Origin of the sequence: Mycobacteroides sp. CBMA 271 (assembly GCF_009729205.1) — a bacterium.
GTDB lineage: Bacteria > Actinomycetota > Actinomycetes > Mycobacteriales > Mycobacteriaceae > Mycobacterium.
This window is the reverse complement of the sequence record NZ_VTHB01000005.1, coordinates 407,465-422,668: the sequence shown is the minus strand read 5'-3', so window position 1 is coordinate 422,668 and position 15,204 is coordinate 407,465. Positions and strand designations below refer to the sequence as shown.

The window sequence follows — 15,204 nt, the reverse complement described above, 5'->3', positions numbered from 1 at the left end:
AAGATTGAGGACACCATGAACAATCCATCCTTGGCGATCACCGGTTCGACCGGCCATGTCGGTGGGCTCGTCGCTGGCCAGCTTGCACGCGAGGGCATCGCGCTGCGCCTGCTGTCCCGCAACCCACACAACGCCCCCACGCTTGGCGGCGCAGTGGCCATCCAGAGCTCTTATGCCAACGACGACGCCACGCGCGCCAGCCTGGCCGGAGTTGATGTCCTGTTCATGGTGTCTGGCTCCGAAAGCGCTGATCGTCTCGACCAGCATCGAGCATTCATCGACGCGGCCGTCTCGGCGGGCGTCGGTCACATCGTCTACACCTCGTTCGCCGGCGCAACGCGCGACGCCATCTTCACCCTGGCTCGCGATCACTGGGCCACCGAGCAGCACATCCTCGGCAGCGGCATCTCGCATACGTTCCTGCGGAACAACTTTTACATCGATGTGCTCCCAGAGTTTGTGGGCGAGGACGACGTCCTACGCGCTCCCGCCAGCCACGGGCGGCTCGCTGCCGTCACCCGCGCTGATGTGGCACGTGTGGCCGCAGCCGTCCTAAAGAATCCGGCCGCGCACGCCAACGTGACCTACACCCTGACCGGTCCGCAAGCGCCGACATTGTCAGAGGTAACCCAGACAATCTCCGAGGTTTCGGGTCGCTCGGTGACCTATCACGACGAGAGCGTCGAGGAGGCCTATGCCTCACGCCGCCGGTGGGAAGCCCCGCAATGGCAGTACGACGCCTGGGTGTCGACCTACACGGCCATCGCCGCCGGGGATTTCGAGCGCGTGACCAACGACGTCCGCACAGTCACGGGAAACGGGCCCGAGAGCCTGCGCCAGTATCTGCAGACCCGTCACTGACGAAAATCGTTCTGTCGCAAGCCCAGTAGGCCTTCCGTATCGCTCACCTCAATCAACTCCTGCGCAACCACAGCGCCGGGTTGTTCCACCCTCAATGAAAGGAACCGTCATGTCCTCCCAGAAGCAACAGGTCGTCGAGCTGCTCAACGCCATCGCAACCGGCGCGCCCGAACCAGCCGACGTCATCAGCACCGACAAGTACATTCAGCACAACTTGGCAGCCGCTGATGGCCTCGCCGGCTTTCACGCGCTGCTCGACGCCGTGCCCCAGGGTGCGTCAGTCAACACCATCCGGGTGTTCCAGGACGGCGACTACGTCTTCGCCCACTCCGACTACAACCTCTTCGGGCCACAAATTGGTTTCGACATCTTCCGATTCGAGAACGGACAGATCGTCGAGCATTGGGACAACCTGCAGGCGACGGCCGAACGAAACCCGAGTGGCCGCAGCATGATCGACGGTCCGACCGAGGCCCGAGACCTCGATAAGACCGACGCCAACAAGGAGTTGGCTGAGCGCTTCGTCCAAGAAATTCTCGTAGCCGGCCAGATCGACGCCCTCGCTGATTACTGCGACGGCGACCGGTACATCCAGCATCACCCCCTGATTGCCGACGGTGTGTCCAATCTGGCCGCAGCGTTCAAAGCCTGGGCCGACGCCGGCATCGTGGCCAAATACGAGCGCATTCATCGTGTGCTGGGTGAGGGCGATTTCGTCCTCGTCGTCAGCGAAGGCCACTTCAACGGCGAGCACACGTCGTTCTATGACCTGTTCAGGATTGAGAACGGCAAGATCGCCGAGCACTGGGACGTCGTCGAGACGATCCCCGCGCGAAGCGAATGGAAAAACGACAACGGCAAATACTAGGTTGCCGCAACCTCTTCAGCGGCATCCGAGCATTGCAGGCGTCGATCACCTCGACGGCCTAACCGGCGCTGTGATACCTGTCCAGATGGGCGCGGGCCTGCTCGGCAGTGATAGTTCCGCGCATCAGCTGATCCATCAATGGCAGACGCCCCTGGTTGAGCTGACCGTACCAAAGGCGCAAGGTTAATTCCTGGGGCGTGAAACCCGCTAAGACCAATGAAATAACTTCTCTAGGAAGCAGATTGCGGCGATGGAACGTGCGGATCCACTCGGCGATCGTGTCTTCATCCAACAGGCAATGCATCTCAAAAACTGGCCTCAATCCACTGGTGATAGTGGCGTTTCGCGGCGTCAAGCTCATCTTGGAAAATCACGCCGTGATCGCGAACTCGGTCCCCGTTGCTCTCGACGTACGGCTCTGCAAGGAGCTGCACCACCTTGTTCAGTGGAGTACCGCCAGGACGCCAGGCAACAGGCCACTTCTTCCTACGAACTGAAGGACGGCCCGGCATGAAGCCATCCACGGTGCCCGCGGTCAGCGAAAACTCCCCTGCCGCATGGGGTGTCTGATGAGGCGACGGCGGGCTGGCACGCAGCTGCACTGCCGCCGGATCCCCCTTCGACTATCAGGCCCGAGAACGAACTCACCGATCGCGCACAACGCAGTGACGGTGTCCTCGGGGCTCAGTCCGAGTTCAGCAGCCAAGTCACTAACGGTTGTTGCCATGGGCTTCCCCTTCGGCGGAAAGTCAATACCCTGCCACCAATTCTATCGGGGCAGCGTGACAACACCGGGGTCTACCGAGACGCTCTCAAACCGACGCTGTAGCCGGTGGCGGGTCGTCGTTGCTTGCTATTGGCAAGTTGGACTCTTGATATCGAGAGCTATCTATGGGCCGCCTCTTGTGCGATTTCTTGGATGGTCGCAACGACGATGGCTGGCTGCTCAAGGTGAATGGTGTGGCCGGCATCGACGTGAATGTGCCTGCCGTCCGGTGTGCTGGTCGCCAATTGTTGATGTGCGGAAAGCATCTCTTCGTGGGCCGCGCGCCCGGCCGACCGCCGGGGCCGGTTGACAGCCGCGCCAGAAATCCAGGGGCGTCCGCATTTTTGCTCAGCGGAAAAAAGGTTCAACCGTGCCACTGAGCTTGACGACCATCGGATTTCCGCGGCGATCCTTCGCGGTGGGGACTTCAACACGCACCCAACCCTCGGCCACGTTGTATTCGTGAACATTGGTTTTCTCGACACCATTAAAGCGAATACCCACGTCGCGGCGAAGCACCTCTTCGCTATAGAAGGCGCTACGCGGATCGATGGAGAGGTGATTCGGCGGAACGCCTGTGTTCTGATCCTCGGACATGATGGCCTTCGTTGAATGCTGCGTTAGGTGCTCGGATTGTTCTCGAAGAATCTACGCGACCCTGCAGTAGTGGGTTGCGCGTAGGTCTAGGAGGGCCGCTCTCCCCTGCCGCTTCTGATGAATTCCGCACGTTCGTATCGGGAGGAATGCCCCACTCTCCCATCGTGCGCATCCACCAAGCTGAGTACCGCATCTTCGTAGGCGATCAGCGCCTGCGCCATCGACGTACCCCACTGTTGCTGCATGGTTGCGTGCCTGGGTGGCGACTCGAACTGGCGTCTGGCTAGGCGTCGTGACCACTGAATGCGACCTGACTGCTTGGGGGGCACCACTTGGGTGGACACTATGACGTGGCCCTTTCTGCAACAGTTTTCAAAGTCGAACTTGGCGTCTCCGATGTCGATCACGGTTACTACGCCGATCACGCACTGACCGTGGCCCGTCATCCCAGCGAGACCGATGAGCGGATGGTGGTGCGCTTGTTGGCGTTTGGGCTTCGTGCACACCGACTCGGCGACGTCGACGGCGAGTTGGCGTTCGGGCCAGGCCTGTCCACTCCTGGTGTACCGGACTTGCGGCTCGCCGACTACACCGGCCGGATCCTGGAGTGGGTCAACGTCGGCCAGCCCGATGAACGCGCCTTGGGCAAGGCGGCCGGCCAGGCCGACCAGGTGCTGCTGTTCCCGTTCGCCGCTGGCGTGGCCACCTGGTGGCGCACCGTCGGCCCCAAAGTGGCGGGGCTGCCGAACCTGTCGGTGATGCAGATACCGCACGCACCGGTGCAGCAACTGGCCCAGACTGTCGATCGACGGGTCTCGGCGCAGGTGATGGTGATCGAAGGTCAGGTGACGATGACCGTGGGCGGAGTCGACGTCACCTTCACGCCCGAGCCATTGGAGTGAACGTTTGAGCCCAAGGTGCTGGTCGATGGCGCAGGCGCCATGGACGCTGACGCCATCATTGTCGGGCGGCCCTGGCCGGACTGTGAGACACAAGATCTTGGTGTCGAGGAGCCGATGCGCTGCACACCGGAGCAATACGGCGGTATCGAATATGCAGGGTTACCAGTAGAAGTCTGATTATTGCAACGGATGCACGGTCTGCCCCTGCCCCGGCTCCTGTGGGCGCTTGGTCAGCCGTTGTCGAGACTCGCGCTGAGGCGATCGACTAGTAGCTGGGTGCGTCGTTTCGTGGTGCTGGTATTGATCGGTAGATCAGTGAAGTCGGCGGCCGTGAGAGTTCTACCGAGGAGCTCTTCGACACATGTGATGCAAAGGTTCCCATCGATAGCAGGATTCGCTTGTGCCCACACATCGTTTTGCAGCATGTAGTACTCGTCGACCGTGGACATGTCGAGACCACAGCCGAGGCATCGCCAGTCGCAGATAAAGAGCTTCCACCGATATGTAATTCTGGAGCCGTCCCGAAGATTGATATCGCGACCACCAAAGGTATGTACGACGCGAGCTACCGCAGTGCCGTGCTCGTCCAGGCATGCATTTACAGCCTGCTCAATCTCCAGAGTGGTCTGCAGAACGCTGCGTGACGATTCGGTGGCGGCTGTCGCCTCAGAGTCTGCGAAACGGCTCATGTCGAGTACCCATTTCACGGTGACGCCAGGTTCATAGATCACCTCGGCGCTATTCACGATGTCATCTGGCTCTGTTGTCACTGCGTCCCTCGATCGTGTCTGCCCGCGTCACGGAGATGGAGCGATCTGCTTCTGGGCGTTGCCCACTCAATATTACGGGGTCCACGAACCGGCCGATCACCCCGGATCGACCGGATAGCCGCAAGCATCGAGGCGCACGTAATATTCACGGGCCGAACGGATCCGGTTCGACCACCTTGCCGATGGAGCCCTTCGCCGACACAATCCATGACATATTCGGTTGTGTCCCAGAAGATCTCACCACGGTGAAGGCAACTGAAATGCAGCGCTGAAAGTCGTGGACTCCCCAACGTTGTCGAGATCAACAAGCCCGCGCGGCTGCGCCGCGCCCGGGTGGTCAGCGGCGATGTTGTCAAAGCTCATGATCAGACCGATTGTGCTCATCGAAAAACCTCCATGAGCTGTCGGCCGTCGGTGACACGGCCAAAGCAGAAAGATTGTTGACGCAACTGTTGCGAACGCAACTATTGGATGCTAGGTTGGCTATACCGGTTAGGGATAACCCGATCGAGTAGACAGGGAGGCCAGGGTGCATGCAAGCAATCGTGCTTGAGGATTTTGGGACACCAGAGCGGTTGCTAGTTCGCCATGACTTGTCGACGCCGCCGGCGCCTGGCGTTGGCGAGGTTACGGTGAAAGTACTTGCCACAGCGTTGAACCCGATTGACAACAAGGTGCGAACCGGGAGTATAGCCAATGTCATTGGCGCTAGTTTGCCGATGGTTTTGGGGTGGGATCTAGCTGGTGAGGTCATTGAGACTGGCGCGGGTGTGACTAGGGTTGCGGTGGGCGATTTTGTGGTGGCGATGTCGGCGCAGGCGGCGACCGGGATTGGTACATGGGCAGAACTTGTGAAGTTACCGGAAGACTTGGTGACTGCCGCTCCGGTGTCGACAACGGTGGCGGAGGCGGCGTCGATACCGCTGGCGGCGGTGACAGCATTGCAGGCCGTGGATAAGTTGGGGCCCCGCAACGATCGCGCGTTGTTGTTGGTGTCGGGCATTTTGGGTGCGGTGGGCCGCTACGTTGCAGAGCTGGCCGCGCTGAACGGTTGGGAGGTGGTCGGGCTGGTGCGAGACATCTCCAAAGTTCCACCGGGATACGGTTTTACCACTGTCGATGCTGCATGTGCCCCCTTGTTCGACGCGGCTGTTGATACCGCGGGTGTTACTGAAATCGCGCAGGCAGTCGTTGACGGTGGCGATATCGTCTCGCTGGTGCCCACCGCTCTCCCCCGCGTTGAACGAGGTATTCGACTACATCAGTCGTTTGTCGAGGAGAACGTGCGCCATCTGGCGGAGATAGTCAATCTCGTTGATAACAAGGAACTCTCAACACGAGTACATGCCGTCTATCCGTTCAGTGCCGTTGTGGACGCGGTCACCGCTTTTGAGGCGGGTGGCCAAATCGGCAAGACCATCTTGGTTCCTGACCATATCTACTACGCATAAGCGCAACGTCGGTGTTTGTTGCGCCCGAGCACTTCACCCGAGAGCAGGTACCGAGCTGATTTGTCCGCACCACTTCAGTCAGATTTCTAGCGTCGAAAACCATTGAAAGGTAATCATCATGAGCAACGAAGTAACCGAAATTGAGAACCTGCTGGACGACTACGCAAAGTCACTCAACGACGGTGATGCCAAGGCTGCGCGGGCCGTCTATGCCCGCGATGGAGTGTTTTACCCGTACAACCTGCCTACATCCAAGGGCGAGCAGCTCGAAGCTACCTACCAGGATATCTTTGACACGATCCAGCTGGGCGTGAAGTTCAACATTCACGAGATCGCCGTCGCGGGTGAATTCGCCTACGCTGTCACCGATTCGCGAGGTACGGTGAAGGTCAAATCGATCGACGCCTCTGTCCCGGAGGAAAACCGCGAGGTGTTCATCCTGCGTAAGGAGAACAGCGAGTGGAAGATCGCGCACTACTTGTTCAACAAGCCGGCCGCACCGCCCGTACCCGGCGCTTAGGTCATTGTGTGCGGTGGAGACCGTCGGGGGCTCCACCGCACACAATGAGAAGAAGCAGGATTCTGCGGCAAGAAGATAGGAGCATGTCTGTGGTGGAGCAACCAAAAATTAGCCCCAAAAAGGAACGTGCGTGGCGAGACTTCCGACGGGCGCAGGCTCTTGTCGACCGCTATCTGGATGAGGACCTGCGCGCGCATCAGGGGATCAGCATGCAGATCTACGACGCGCTGGTCCAACTTTCGGAGGCACCCGATCAGCGGCTCCGCATGAATGAATTAGCCAGCGCGCTAACATATTCCGCTAGTGGCATCACTCGGCTCGTGGATACTCTCGAGCGCCACGATTACGCTCGCAGAGAGCCTGACGCAGCCAGTCGGCGTTCGATCTTCATCAGGCTTACCGCAGCCGGTCTCGATAAGCTTCAATCAACTTGGCTCACACATGTTTCCGGCGTCCAGGAGGCATTCGCAAGGCATCTCACCGATACCGAGGCCGCCACCTTCAGCAAAGTCTTCCAGAAGATCATTTCGCATCGCGAATGATCGGCCCGGACAGCCATGACAATCCGCGGAGGAAATTATGCTTGCCGCTGTTCTGCGCCGATCCGTACCATCTTCAGTCCTCGAAGTCGAAGAACTCCCAGTCCCTGTCGTCAAGGGGCCCGGCTGGGTTCGCATTGCGGTGAAGGCCGCCGGGATGAACCGCTCAGATCTACATTTGCGTAAAGGTCTGAGCGATATGCGCGTATTCCCGATCATCCCTGGCATTGAAGCTGTAGGGACCGTTGATGACGAGCTTGAGACAGGCCTGCGGCCTGGCCAACAGGTCGCGGCAATGCTCGGGGGAATGGGCCGGCTTTTCGACGGCGGGCACGCCGAGTTCACTGTTGTTCCCGCCTCTACAGTCGTCCCGTTCCGGTCCGATCTGCCCTGGGCGACAATTGGACAAGTGCCCGAAACGCTGCAAACCGCCTACGGAAGTGTGGTTAGGACACTGGCGATAGAAGCCGGTCAGCGGATCCTGGTGCGGGGAGGCACCTCGGCATTGGGGTTCGCGGCCACCGCGATTGCCAAAGAGCGCGGGGCAATCGTGCTCTCAACGACCCGCTCCGCGGACCGCCTCGACACCCTTGCGCAATGGGGCGCCGATGTCCCGATCCTCGACACCGGCAACATTGCGGCGCAGATCCACGAGATGGCGCCGGGCGGTGTTGATGCAGCCCTGGAACTCGTAGGTGCGCCCACGCTGCGTGACACACTGCTCTCGACACGCCCCGGCGGGACCGTCTGCTTCACCGGAATGCTGTCCAACTCGTGGATCATCGAACAGTTCTACCCAATAGATTTCATCCCCCGTGGCGTCAGGCTCACATCTTATTCCGGAAACGCCGCAGACCTGCCTCCCTCACTTCTGCAGCGATACCTCGATCGCATCGAACGGGGCGAGTTTTGTCTGGGACCGCGAACGGACTACCACCTGCGGGACATGCAACAAGCCCTCCAGGATATCGACAGCAACACCGTTGTCGGCAAAGTCGTCATCGTCACCGGCAACTGAGACTCGCTACTAACCGATACAAGCGAACACCAACATGATTGGAGCACGAAGTGCGCGCAGTCTGGTACACGGGCCGAGGTTCCGCCGATGACGTTCTTCAGTTCGGGGCACAGCCCAAACCTGTCCCGGGTCCCGGCGAAGTGCTGCTGCGAATCCGCTACTCCGGCGTCAACCCAGGTGATGTCAAAAAACGATCCGGATGGCAAGACGCACCGATGCCCTATCCATTGGTGATTCCACACAGCGACGGGTCCGGATGGATCGAAGCCGTCGGCGAACATGTGGACCCCAGTCGCGTAGGGCGGGCCGCGTGGTGTTTCGGAGCACAGTCCTACCGGCCAAAAGGCACGGCCGCCGAATACGCGGCCGTACCAGCAGATCGCGTGATCGACCTACCCGGTGAACCGACCGATGACATCATGAAAAATGCTGCCTGCCTGGGTATCCCGGGGATCACCGCCCATTATGGACTATTGGCAGATGGACCCATCAACAACAAAGCCGTCCTTATCTACGGGGCCGCAGGTCGCGTCGGGCTTCTAGCTTGTGAGATCGCCAAACACCATCGCGGACACGTCATACCAGTGGTCCGGCGGCCAGAACAGCACCGGGCCCTCACCACACGCGGATACACCCACACCGTCCTCGACGACGGCAACGATTTCATTCCGCAAATCAAGGAACTGGCCCCCACAGGCATCGACCGAATACTCGACGTTGACTTCACGGCACACATTGAACAGAACACCAAAATACTCGGCACCAACGCCACAATCGCGGCCTACTACTCATCGAACTCGAATCCGCCAATCCCCTACTGGCAATTGGGATTCGCCAACACAACTATCCGATTCCTCGGCAGCGACGACTTCCCACTCCAAAGCAAACAAGACGCCGCACACGACCTAACTGCACTTCTGAGCGAAGGGCTCACGCTGCCCATCGAAGGGGTATGCCCGTTGAGCGAGACCGCCACCGCCCATAAGGCCGTAGAAGCCGGAAAGCAGCTCGGATACACCCTCATAGGCGTCGATTGAGGAGATCTGGCTTCTCGATCACTCCGCAATGATGCCGTTCTATCGCTCGCTGGAATCTTTCACGAAACACGCACATGCACAATATATTTCGACAGATGGCCCATGTGTCGGCACTGTATTTTGGCAGATCGTAGGCCTGCTTGAATTGACCGGGGTGCTGCCTTGTGGTCGGTACCTACGAGCCGGAATCAATGCTGAGGCCGCCAAGGCCCGCAACCTGCGTGTCCCTTCACGCGACTGACAGGGTGGCTAATCAAGCACCCATCTTCAAGACGGTTACTGCAATAGCTCCATAACGAGAGCCTCCGGGCATTAGCTTCCCCGGATCATCCCTTGCGGGCCTGCTCAGAGGAACGGTTCGGCGGGCGGGTTAGGATCGCCCATGAAGTACTCATCAAAGGGCATGTTGAACACGGCTAGACAGACAGCGTCGCTGTTGTCGGTGGCGCCGTGCTCCATCCAACCGCCGGCGGGAAACCACACCCATGATCCTGGACCGTACACCTTGGGTCCGTGCATTCCGTTGGTATAGAACTCGCCCTCCTGCACATACATACCGTGACTTGCGTGATGGCAGTGCCAGATGTTCACAGTCCCAGCCGGGTAATGCACCATCTGTACTGACATGCCGGTCACTGGGTCGTCGGTGAGCATTTTTGTGTAGTAGACCTCCCCCTTGATCTTCGGCTCAACAGTCTTAACCCAGGCGATGTCCGGCTCATACGTGCCGTCTACGTCACTGAGGTTTGTTGGGGTGGAACCTAATTCATAGTTCATGACTAATAATTCCTATTCCATAGGGAACTGCATGTGTCATGGTTGTCGAGCCGCTTTGAGCGTAAGTCTTTGTACCCGAACAGATACCGTTATACACGAGAAGGCGCGAAGCTGTCGCTAGTCTTGATTCAATGCTCAACTACACGCTACTGAAAGTTCAAAGTCATTACTGCACAAGAGTAAATAGGCACGCTGAAGTTTTCACTTGCTAGTGTTGTCGTGTACAGGTGGTCCTCGGTGTAGTAGCTACTTCATATCGAAAAGACCTAAAGCGCAGGTTAACTGGGTATGCCTTACCGCCAAGTGATCAGGAAAGTTTCCAAACTTGGTTGGCGTCTACCCAGTCCGCGTCGCTGTCACGCCAAGCTCTTCTGATGACAAGGTTGACAACCTGGCCACCTCGGGAGCGCGCATACTGCTACTCGCCTAACAACCGCGTCAACCGCTATGGCAATCGCTGACTGGAGATCCGGTCGGGACGTGTGGAATCGTTAGTGATCGGTCTGGAAATATGCTTGACCGTTCGTGGATCTTAGTTTCGGCACTCATCGCGCACTCTCCGTTCGTGCAATGGTCACTTGCTTGTACACGGGCTCACGCAAGCTTCCCCCGCCCTGGCCGAGGAGTTTTTTGGTGATCTGCGCAGCCTCAGGATGGGTTGACCGCTGGCTGGTGTGCGGTTCTAGTTACAGCGCTTCAACGGCGGGTGGTTTCCAGGTGCCTTCGGTGATGCCGGGTTCGCCCCAGTAGGCGCGGATGTAGAGGGAGAACGGCCCGTTCGGGGCAGGTAGCCAGTTCGACTCGTTGTCCGGTCCAGGAGATTTCGCGCTGGCGTACAGCGTCAGTGACCCGTCGGGGTTGCGTTTGAGGTTCTTGTTCTTCGTCCCTAGCGAATACCGCTTCAGATCGTTGGGGTGGAACAGGTGCTTGTCGTTATACAACGTTAGTGACCAGAACCCCTTCACCGGCGGCTCCTGTCCGGCGGCGAAGGTGACCTTGTAGGCCTTCTCGCCAACCATCGCAACACCGGTGGCGTCGTTATCGGTGTAGAAGTACTGAGTTTCCGTCGGCCGGTTGTCGAACATGTTCGATCGTGCTGTGCCGGTCCGGTCAAAGTAATCGATGCCGAACTGCGCGTTATTGGTGGAGCGGTTCCAGCCGTTGCCTACGGGCCGCCCGTTGTGGGCCCACTGGAAAAACGGCCCGATGACATCTCGTTCGGTGGCCACCGCGGTGTCGACGAGGACCTTCTTGATGTCGGGGTTCTGATTCGCCGAGACCAGCAGCGCCCGGAACTGCGCGTAGAGCGCTTCCTCGCCGGGCAGAGGCGAGACCTGATCCAAGACCGCACCGAACTCGTCGAAGAACTTCTCCGGCACAACCCATTTCGTTTCACCGGCACCGGCATCGGATGGCGGCCCGGCAATAGTGGGGGCCTTTGCCCATTCGGTGGTCTTCATCTTGCCGTCGAAATCGCTGAGCGGATAGAAGTCGATCTGGTTGATGACGGACTGGATCGCGACGTGGTCCTCGGGGGTGTCATCCATAAATACGCGTGGTACTACGTTGGCCAGCGATGTGGAGCTTCTGATCACGGCTTGCACACCGTCAGGGGTGTTGCCCTTCCAGTTCGGTCCTGCAACCAGATAGAACCCGGGCTTGGTTGCGTACGGTTTGCCGAGTTCGCCGAATTGATCGGTGCGCGCGTCGTAGAGCGCATATACCCAGAATCGGTCGCCGAAATCGGGTACCTGGGCGATGACCGGCTGGTCATCGAGCGAGAAGTACCCCAGTCCGTACACCACGTCTTGATTGGGGCAGGTGACGAACGTCTCGGCTGGATCAATGTAGTTGGCGAGCATGCCGAGACGGCCCTGTGGCGCCACCGGTAGGACGCCGTTGAGTAGACCGGGGTGTGGAGCCTGGGTGATCTGGGTGCGCCGGTTGAGCATGTTGATCATCGGCCATCCCCAGACATAGGCGAACTGGGCGATCGTCTGCGCGTAGCCGGGAAACATGCCGACACCCGAAGCCGGCTGAGTGAGGTCTGGCGCACTGGCCGGTGCGTTAGGAGCCGCTGGCGATCTGGAGCTGTTGGCTTCTGTGTCCTTCGAGCCTGTGTCTGTCGTGCACGCGGCGATGGCAGTGGCGACACCGGCGGTCGCGGCGGCGATCCCCGCACTTCGAAGCACCCCACGTCGGGTCATTCGCGTATCCATTGTCCCTACCTCTCCTCTTCCCGGTTCTGGTATTGCCAACCGTATTCAAGTCGACCCTGGCCGGGCGCCCGTTGCACGATGGCCTTTCAGATCTATTGAATGTGGCTGTGCCGGTGGATATCAGGGCCAATTCCGGAGCTATCACCCTGACCGGACGATACCACTGGGCGAGGAGCGGTTAGTGCTCCCGGTACTGCTGCTGGGGTTTGCTCCCGACAGTACCGCTCCCGTTCTGATGAGCCCCGTCAGCTGCCTTGGAGCGCTGGCCATTGGTGACGGCCTGACCCTGTGCAGCCTGGGTTCCGCGCTGTTGCGGGGAGCAGAGATACGCCGCCCGTCGTCATTGAGATTCTCCTCCCCCCGGCCGCTCTCGTGGAAGTATTGCCGCTTACACGAGTTTGTTGATTAGTCAGATCCGATTGATGCGGGTCACCGCTCCCCGTCCGGACCTGCCGAGTCTTCGTCCCAGATTTGAATAGCACAGAAGGAGGCGGAGCAAGCTTCTCTCTGCGTCGGGATCGCGACATGTGATTGGTGCCGACGCGCCTACCCGGCCGCGAAATAGGGCAGCCATCTCTCCATCATCGAGCGGTAGCGAACGGTTGCGTCGAGTTGGGCGCTGATGGCGAATGTTCCGCCAAAAACTCTGGCGTACATAAGAAAATCTCTCGGTGGCGATACGCGGGCAACTTGGCCGCTCCTGTCTGCTCTTCCGATGTAGGGTGCCATGGCCTCGGAAAACCAGTCTCTGGAAACGTGGAAACGCTCGGTGCGGGCGGGCCCGGTGAATAGATCAAGCTGCTTGCGCAGTTCGTTGGCGTCCAACGATCCAGTCTCGGAGAGAAAGTTGATCTTCCGCAGTCCTTCGACTAGCAGTTCATCGTCATCCTCAAAAGCTAACTCCCCCATGGTCCACAGAGCATTACTTGCTTCTTTCGAGAACGGTGTGGCTGCGCCGAAGTCGATCACCGCCATCCGGCCGTCGGGCAGCATCAGGAAATTTCCTGGGTGTGGGTCGCCGTGGACCAGTTGAGTTTTCGCCGGGGCCGCCAAGACGAATTCACACAGACGCTCGGCGGCCAGGTTGCGTTCGTCTTGACTACCCGTATTGATTAGTTCGCTGATCGGCGTTCCTTCGACCCATTCGGAGACAATCACTTTCGGCGAACTGGCTAGAACAGCGGGGACAAAGAAGGTGGAATCGTTGCGAAAGGCTCGCGAGAACGCGCGTTGGTAGTCGGCTTCCTGCCGATAGTTCAGTTCAGCCTCGGTGCGTTGGATGTACTCGTCGATGAAGCCTTGCATGTCAATGCTGGGAGCTATCTTGACGATCAGACCGTTCATGCGCGCCATGACCTTCAAGTCGCTACGCAGTGCGCCATCTACTCCGGGGTACTGCACTTTGATCGCTACCACACGCCCGTCGGACCAAATCCCTTTATGCACTTGACCGATGCTCGCCGCAGCGACCGGCTGATCGTCGAAGGACTTGAAACGTTCGCGCCAGCGGGTCCCCAATTGCCCGTCGAGAACCGAGTGGATTCTTCGGGCAGGCAAGGGCGGCGCTTGGCTTTGCAGTTTGATCAATGCTTCGCGGAAGGGAACCGCCAACTCGGCTGGTATCGCAGTTTCCATGACGCTCAGCGCCTGCCCGAACTTCATGGCGCCGCCTTTGAGCTCGCCAAGGACTGCGAACATCTCCTGTGCAGCCCGCTCAATCAATTCTGCGTTGACGGTCTCTCTCGGGCTTCCGGCGGCGCGTTTTCCTATGGCCGCGGCAGTCCTTCCGGCCATTCCCAGTGAGAACGACGCGATTTTGGCGCCGCGGCGCAGGCCTCCTGACCGGGGATCGTCCATGGCTACTCCCCTAGTGTTCTTTGGCGGCAAGGATTTTGCGTTCGGCCTTCTGCAGTTGAATCTGCAGCCATCGTGTCTCCCAAAAATTTTCTCCTGCGGCGCGGTCGAGCAGTTGTCGGTGTGCGTCTCGACTAGCGGTCCACGCACCGATGTGCGCCGGGTCCGCAGTCAGGACTACCTCCGCGAGGTGCAGTGCTCGTTCTGGTTGGTTGTCGACGATCAGTTCCTGCGCGATCTGCGCTGGATCAGCCATTTCGCACTGGTGGTAATCGAACGCACTAAGGTCTACGTCGTACTCGGAAGCGTGGGAGCGCCGACCTGTAATTGACACTGCTGCACCAGCTTCGGCGAAGGCGCCCGCGACAGCAAGGCCTGTGCCGCTGGTGCCACCCGTCACCAAAACGCGAGTGTCGGGGAACGAAAAAGACACCGTCATGCCCTCGCCCCCTCCGACAGCACAATCGGCGCGACGAATCGCTCAAGAAGGCGGCGCTCATCTTCAGCGGTATCGCCGGGAACGATCAGGAGTGACAAGATGATGCGCGACAAATACTGAGCCCGCTCTCGGGCCTCGGCGGACTCGTCATGAAGAAACGCGCGGATCATCGCACCAATCACCTCTGAAGACATGGCGAAGTCTCGCCCGATCTGCAGGTCTTCACCACTGAACCATGCTGATTGAGCGGGGTTTTCGCGCACCATTGTCACTGCCAGCATGACTGCGTCGATCAGACGCTTCGCGGGATTGCGGATGCGTCTCACCGCTGTGGCGACATCGGTGCCGATCCGCTGCGCCTCCCGGTGTGCGAACGCGGTGCGCAGAGCATCGCGGTCATCGAAGTACCGGTAGATCGTCATCCTCGAACAGTTGGCCTCGCTGGCGATATGACCAATCGTGGTCTTGCCGACACCAAACTCTAGAAAGCACCGCCCCGCCGCGTCGAGAATCTGGTCGGCCGCAATCGATGCCTGATCATCACCTGTCAGCCAGTTTTTGACCACCGAATACTCACCTCTCATCA

Annotated in this window: 18 protein-coding genes; 9 read left to right on the top strand and 9 right to left on the bottom strand. The window is 59.3% G+C overall.

Annotated features, from left to right (window positions below; all coding sequences use genetic code 11):
- Window positions 1-15 precede the first annotated feature (15 nt).
- On the top strand, window positions 16-861 hold the full coding sequence (locus tag FZI91_RS15875) for an SDR family oxidoreductase (protein ID WP_155939979.1): 846 nt from the start codon (window positions 16-18) through the stop codon (window positions 859-861).
- A 109-nt stretch (window positions 862-970) separates the two neighbouring features.
- Window positions 971-1,729 carry a nuclear transport factor 2 family protein gene (locus FZI91_RS15870; protein WP_155939977.1) on the top strand — a complete coding sequence of 253 codons (759 nt, stop codon included), beginning with the start codon at window positions 971-973 and terminating at the stop codon, window positions 1,727-1,729.
- Between the two features lie 58 nt (window positions 1,730-1,787).
- Here FZI91_RS15870 and FZI91_RS24010 read toward each other — a convergent pair whose 3' ends face one another.
- From FZI91_RS24010 to FZI91_RS23715, 3 genes are all read right to left on the bottom strand, one after another.
- Window positions 1,788-2,090 carry a hypothetical protein gene (locus FZI91_RS24010; RefSeq protein WP_239001859.1) on the bottom strand — a complete coding sequence of 101 codons (303 nt, stop codon included), beginning with the start codon at window positions 2,088-2,090 and terminating at the stop codon, window positions 1,788-1,790.
- A 753-nt stretch (window positions 2,091-2,843) separates the two neighbouring features.
- A complete protein-coding gene (locus tag FZI91_RS15860; protein ID WP_155939975.1) occupies window positions 2,844-3,092 on the bottom strand; it encodes a DUF3297 family protein in 249 nt (82 codons plus the stop codon).
- 86 nt (window positions 3,093-3,178) lie between these two features.
- Complete coding sequence (locus FZI91_RS23715; protein ID WP_243733979.1) at window positions 3,179-3,337, bottom strand: hypothetical protein; 159 nt, start codon at window positions 3,335-3,337, stop codon at window positions 3,179-3,181.
- A 105-nt stretch (window positions 3,338-3,442) separates the two neighbouring features.
- On the opposite strand from FZI91_RS23715, the gene FZI91_RS15855 reads away from it, so the two are divergent.
- On the top strand, window positions 3,443-3,994 hold the full coding sequence (locus FZI91_RS15855; RefSeq protein ID WP_162526434.1) for a YaeQ family protein: 552 nt from the start codon (window positions 3,443-3,445) through the stop codon (window positions 3,992-3,994).
- A 230-nt stretch (window positions 3,995-4,224) separates the two neighbouring features.
- Here the strand turns inward: FZI91_RS15855 and FZI91_RS15850 are convergent, their stop codons facing one another.
- Window positions 4,225-4,764 carry a hypothetical protein gene (locus FZI91_RS15850; RefSeq protein WP_155939971.1) on the bottom strand — a complete coding sequence of 180 codons (540 nt, stop codon included), beginning with the start codon at window positions 4,762-4,764 and terminating at the stop codon, window positions 4,225-4,227.
- 237 nt (window positions 4,765-5,001) lie between these two features.
- On the bottom strand, window positions 5,002-5,148 hold the full coding sequence (locus FZI91_RS15845) for a hypothetical protein (protein ID WP_155939969.1): 147 nt from the start codon (window positions 5,146-5,148) through the stop codon (window positions 5,002-5,004).
- A gap of 149 nt (window positions 5,149-5,297) precedes the next feature.
- Between FZI91_RS15845 and FZI91_RS24115 the strand changes: the two genes are divergently transcribed.
- The 5 genes from FZI91_RS24115 (at window position 5,298) to FZI91_RS15820 (ending at window position 9,329) form a co-directional block, all read left to right on the top strand.
- Window positions 5,298-6,215 carry an NADP-dependent oxidoreductase gene (locus tag FZI91_RS24115; RefSeq protein ID WP_155939967.1) on the top strand — a complete coding sequence of 306 codons (918 nt, stop codon included), beginning with the start codon at window positions 5,298-5,300 and terminating at the stop codon, window positions 6,213-6,215.
- Between the two features lie 118 nt (window positions 6,216-6,333).
- On the top strand, window positions 6,334-6,735 hold the full coding sequence (locus tag FZI91_RS15835; RefSeq protein WP_155939965.1) for a nuclear transport factor 2 family protein: 402 nt from the start codon (window positions 6,334-6,336) through the stop codon (window positions 6,733-6,735).
- Between the two features lie 83 nt (window positions 6,736-6,818).
- Complete coding sequence (locus FZI91_RS15830) at window positions 6,819-7,277, top strand: MarR family winged helix-turn-helix transcriptional regulator (RefSeq protein WP_155939963.1); 459 nt, start codon at window positions 6,819-6,821, stop codon at window positions 7,275-7,277.
- A 37-nt stretch (window positions 7,278-7,314) separates the two neighbouring features.
- A complete protein-coding gene (locus tag FZI91_RS15825) occupies window positions 7,315-8,292 on the top strand; it encodes a zinc-binding dehydrogenase (RefSeq protein ID WP_155939961.1) in 978 nt (325 codons plus the stop codon).
- Between the two features lie 50 nt (window positions 8,293-8,342).
- Window positions 8,343-9,329, top strand: coding sequence for an NADPH:quinone reductase (locus tag FZI91_RS15820; RefSeq protein WP_162526435.1), 987 nt, complete (start codon window positions 8,343-8,345; stop codon window positions 9,327-9,329).
- A 345-nt stretch (window positions 9,330-9,674) separates the two neighbouring features.
- Here FZI91_RS15820 and FZI91_RS15815 read toward each other — a convergent pair whose 3' ends face one another.
- From FZI91_RS15815 to FZI91_RS15805, 3 genes are all read right to left on the bottom strand, one after another.
- Window positions 9,675-10,106 (bottom strand): cupin domain-containing protein, encoded by a 432-nt coding sequence (locus tag FZI91_RS15815; RefSeq protein WP_155939957.1) that lies wholly within the window; start codon window positions 10,104-10,106, stop codon window positions 9,675-9,677.
- Between the two features lie 686 nt (window positions 10,107-10,792).
- Complete coding sequence (locus FZI91_RS15810; protein ID WP_155939955.1) at window positions 10,793-12,313, bottom strand: DUF1254 domain-containing protein; 1,521 nt, start codon at window positions 12,311-12,313, stop codon at window positions 10,793-10,795.
- 558 nt (window positions 12,314-12,871) lie between these two features.
- A complete protein-coding gene (locus tag FZI91_RS15805) occupies window positions 12,872-14,182 on the bottom strand; it encodes an AarF/ABC1/UbiB kinase family protein (RefSeq protein WP_155939953.1) in 1,311 nt (436 codons plus the stop codon).
- Here FZI91_RS15805 and FZI91_RS15800 point away from each other — a divergent pair.
- Entirely contained in the window at window positions 14,181-14,510 is a 330-nt protein-coding gene (locus FZI91_RS15800; RefSeq protein ID WP_155939951.1) for a hypothetical protein, read from the top strand. The genes FZI91_RS15805 and FZI91_RS15800 overlap by 2 nt on opposite strands.
- A gap of 104 nt (window positions 14,511-14,614) precedes the next feature.
- On the opposite strand, the gene FZI91_RS15795 is transcribed toward FZI91_RS15800, so the two are convergent.
- Window positions 14,615-15,184, bottom strand: coding sequence for a TetR/AcrR family transcriptional regulator (locus tag FZI91_RS15795; protein WP_162526436.1), 570 nt, complete (start codon window positions 15,182-15,184; stop codon window positions 14,615-14,617).
- Between the last annotated feature and the right edge of the window lie 20 nt (window positions 15,185-15,204).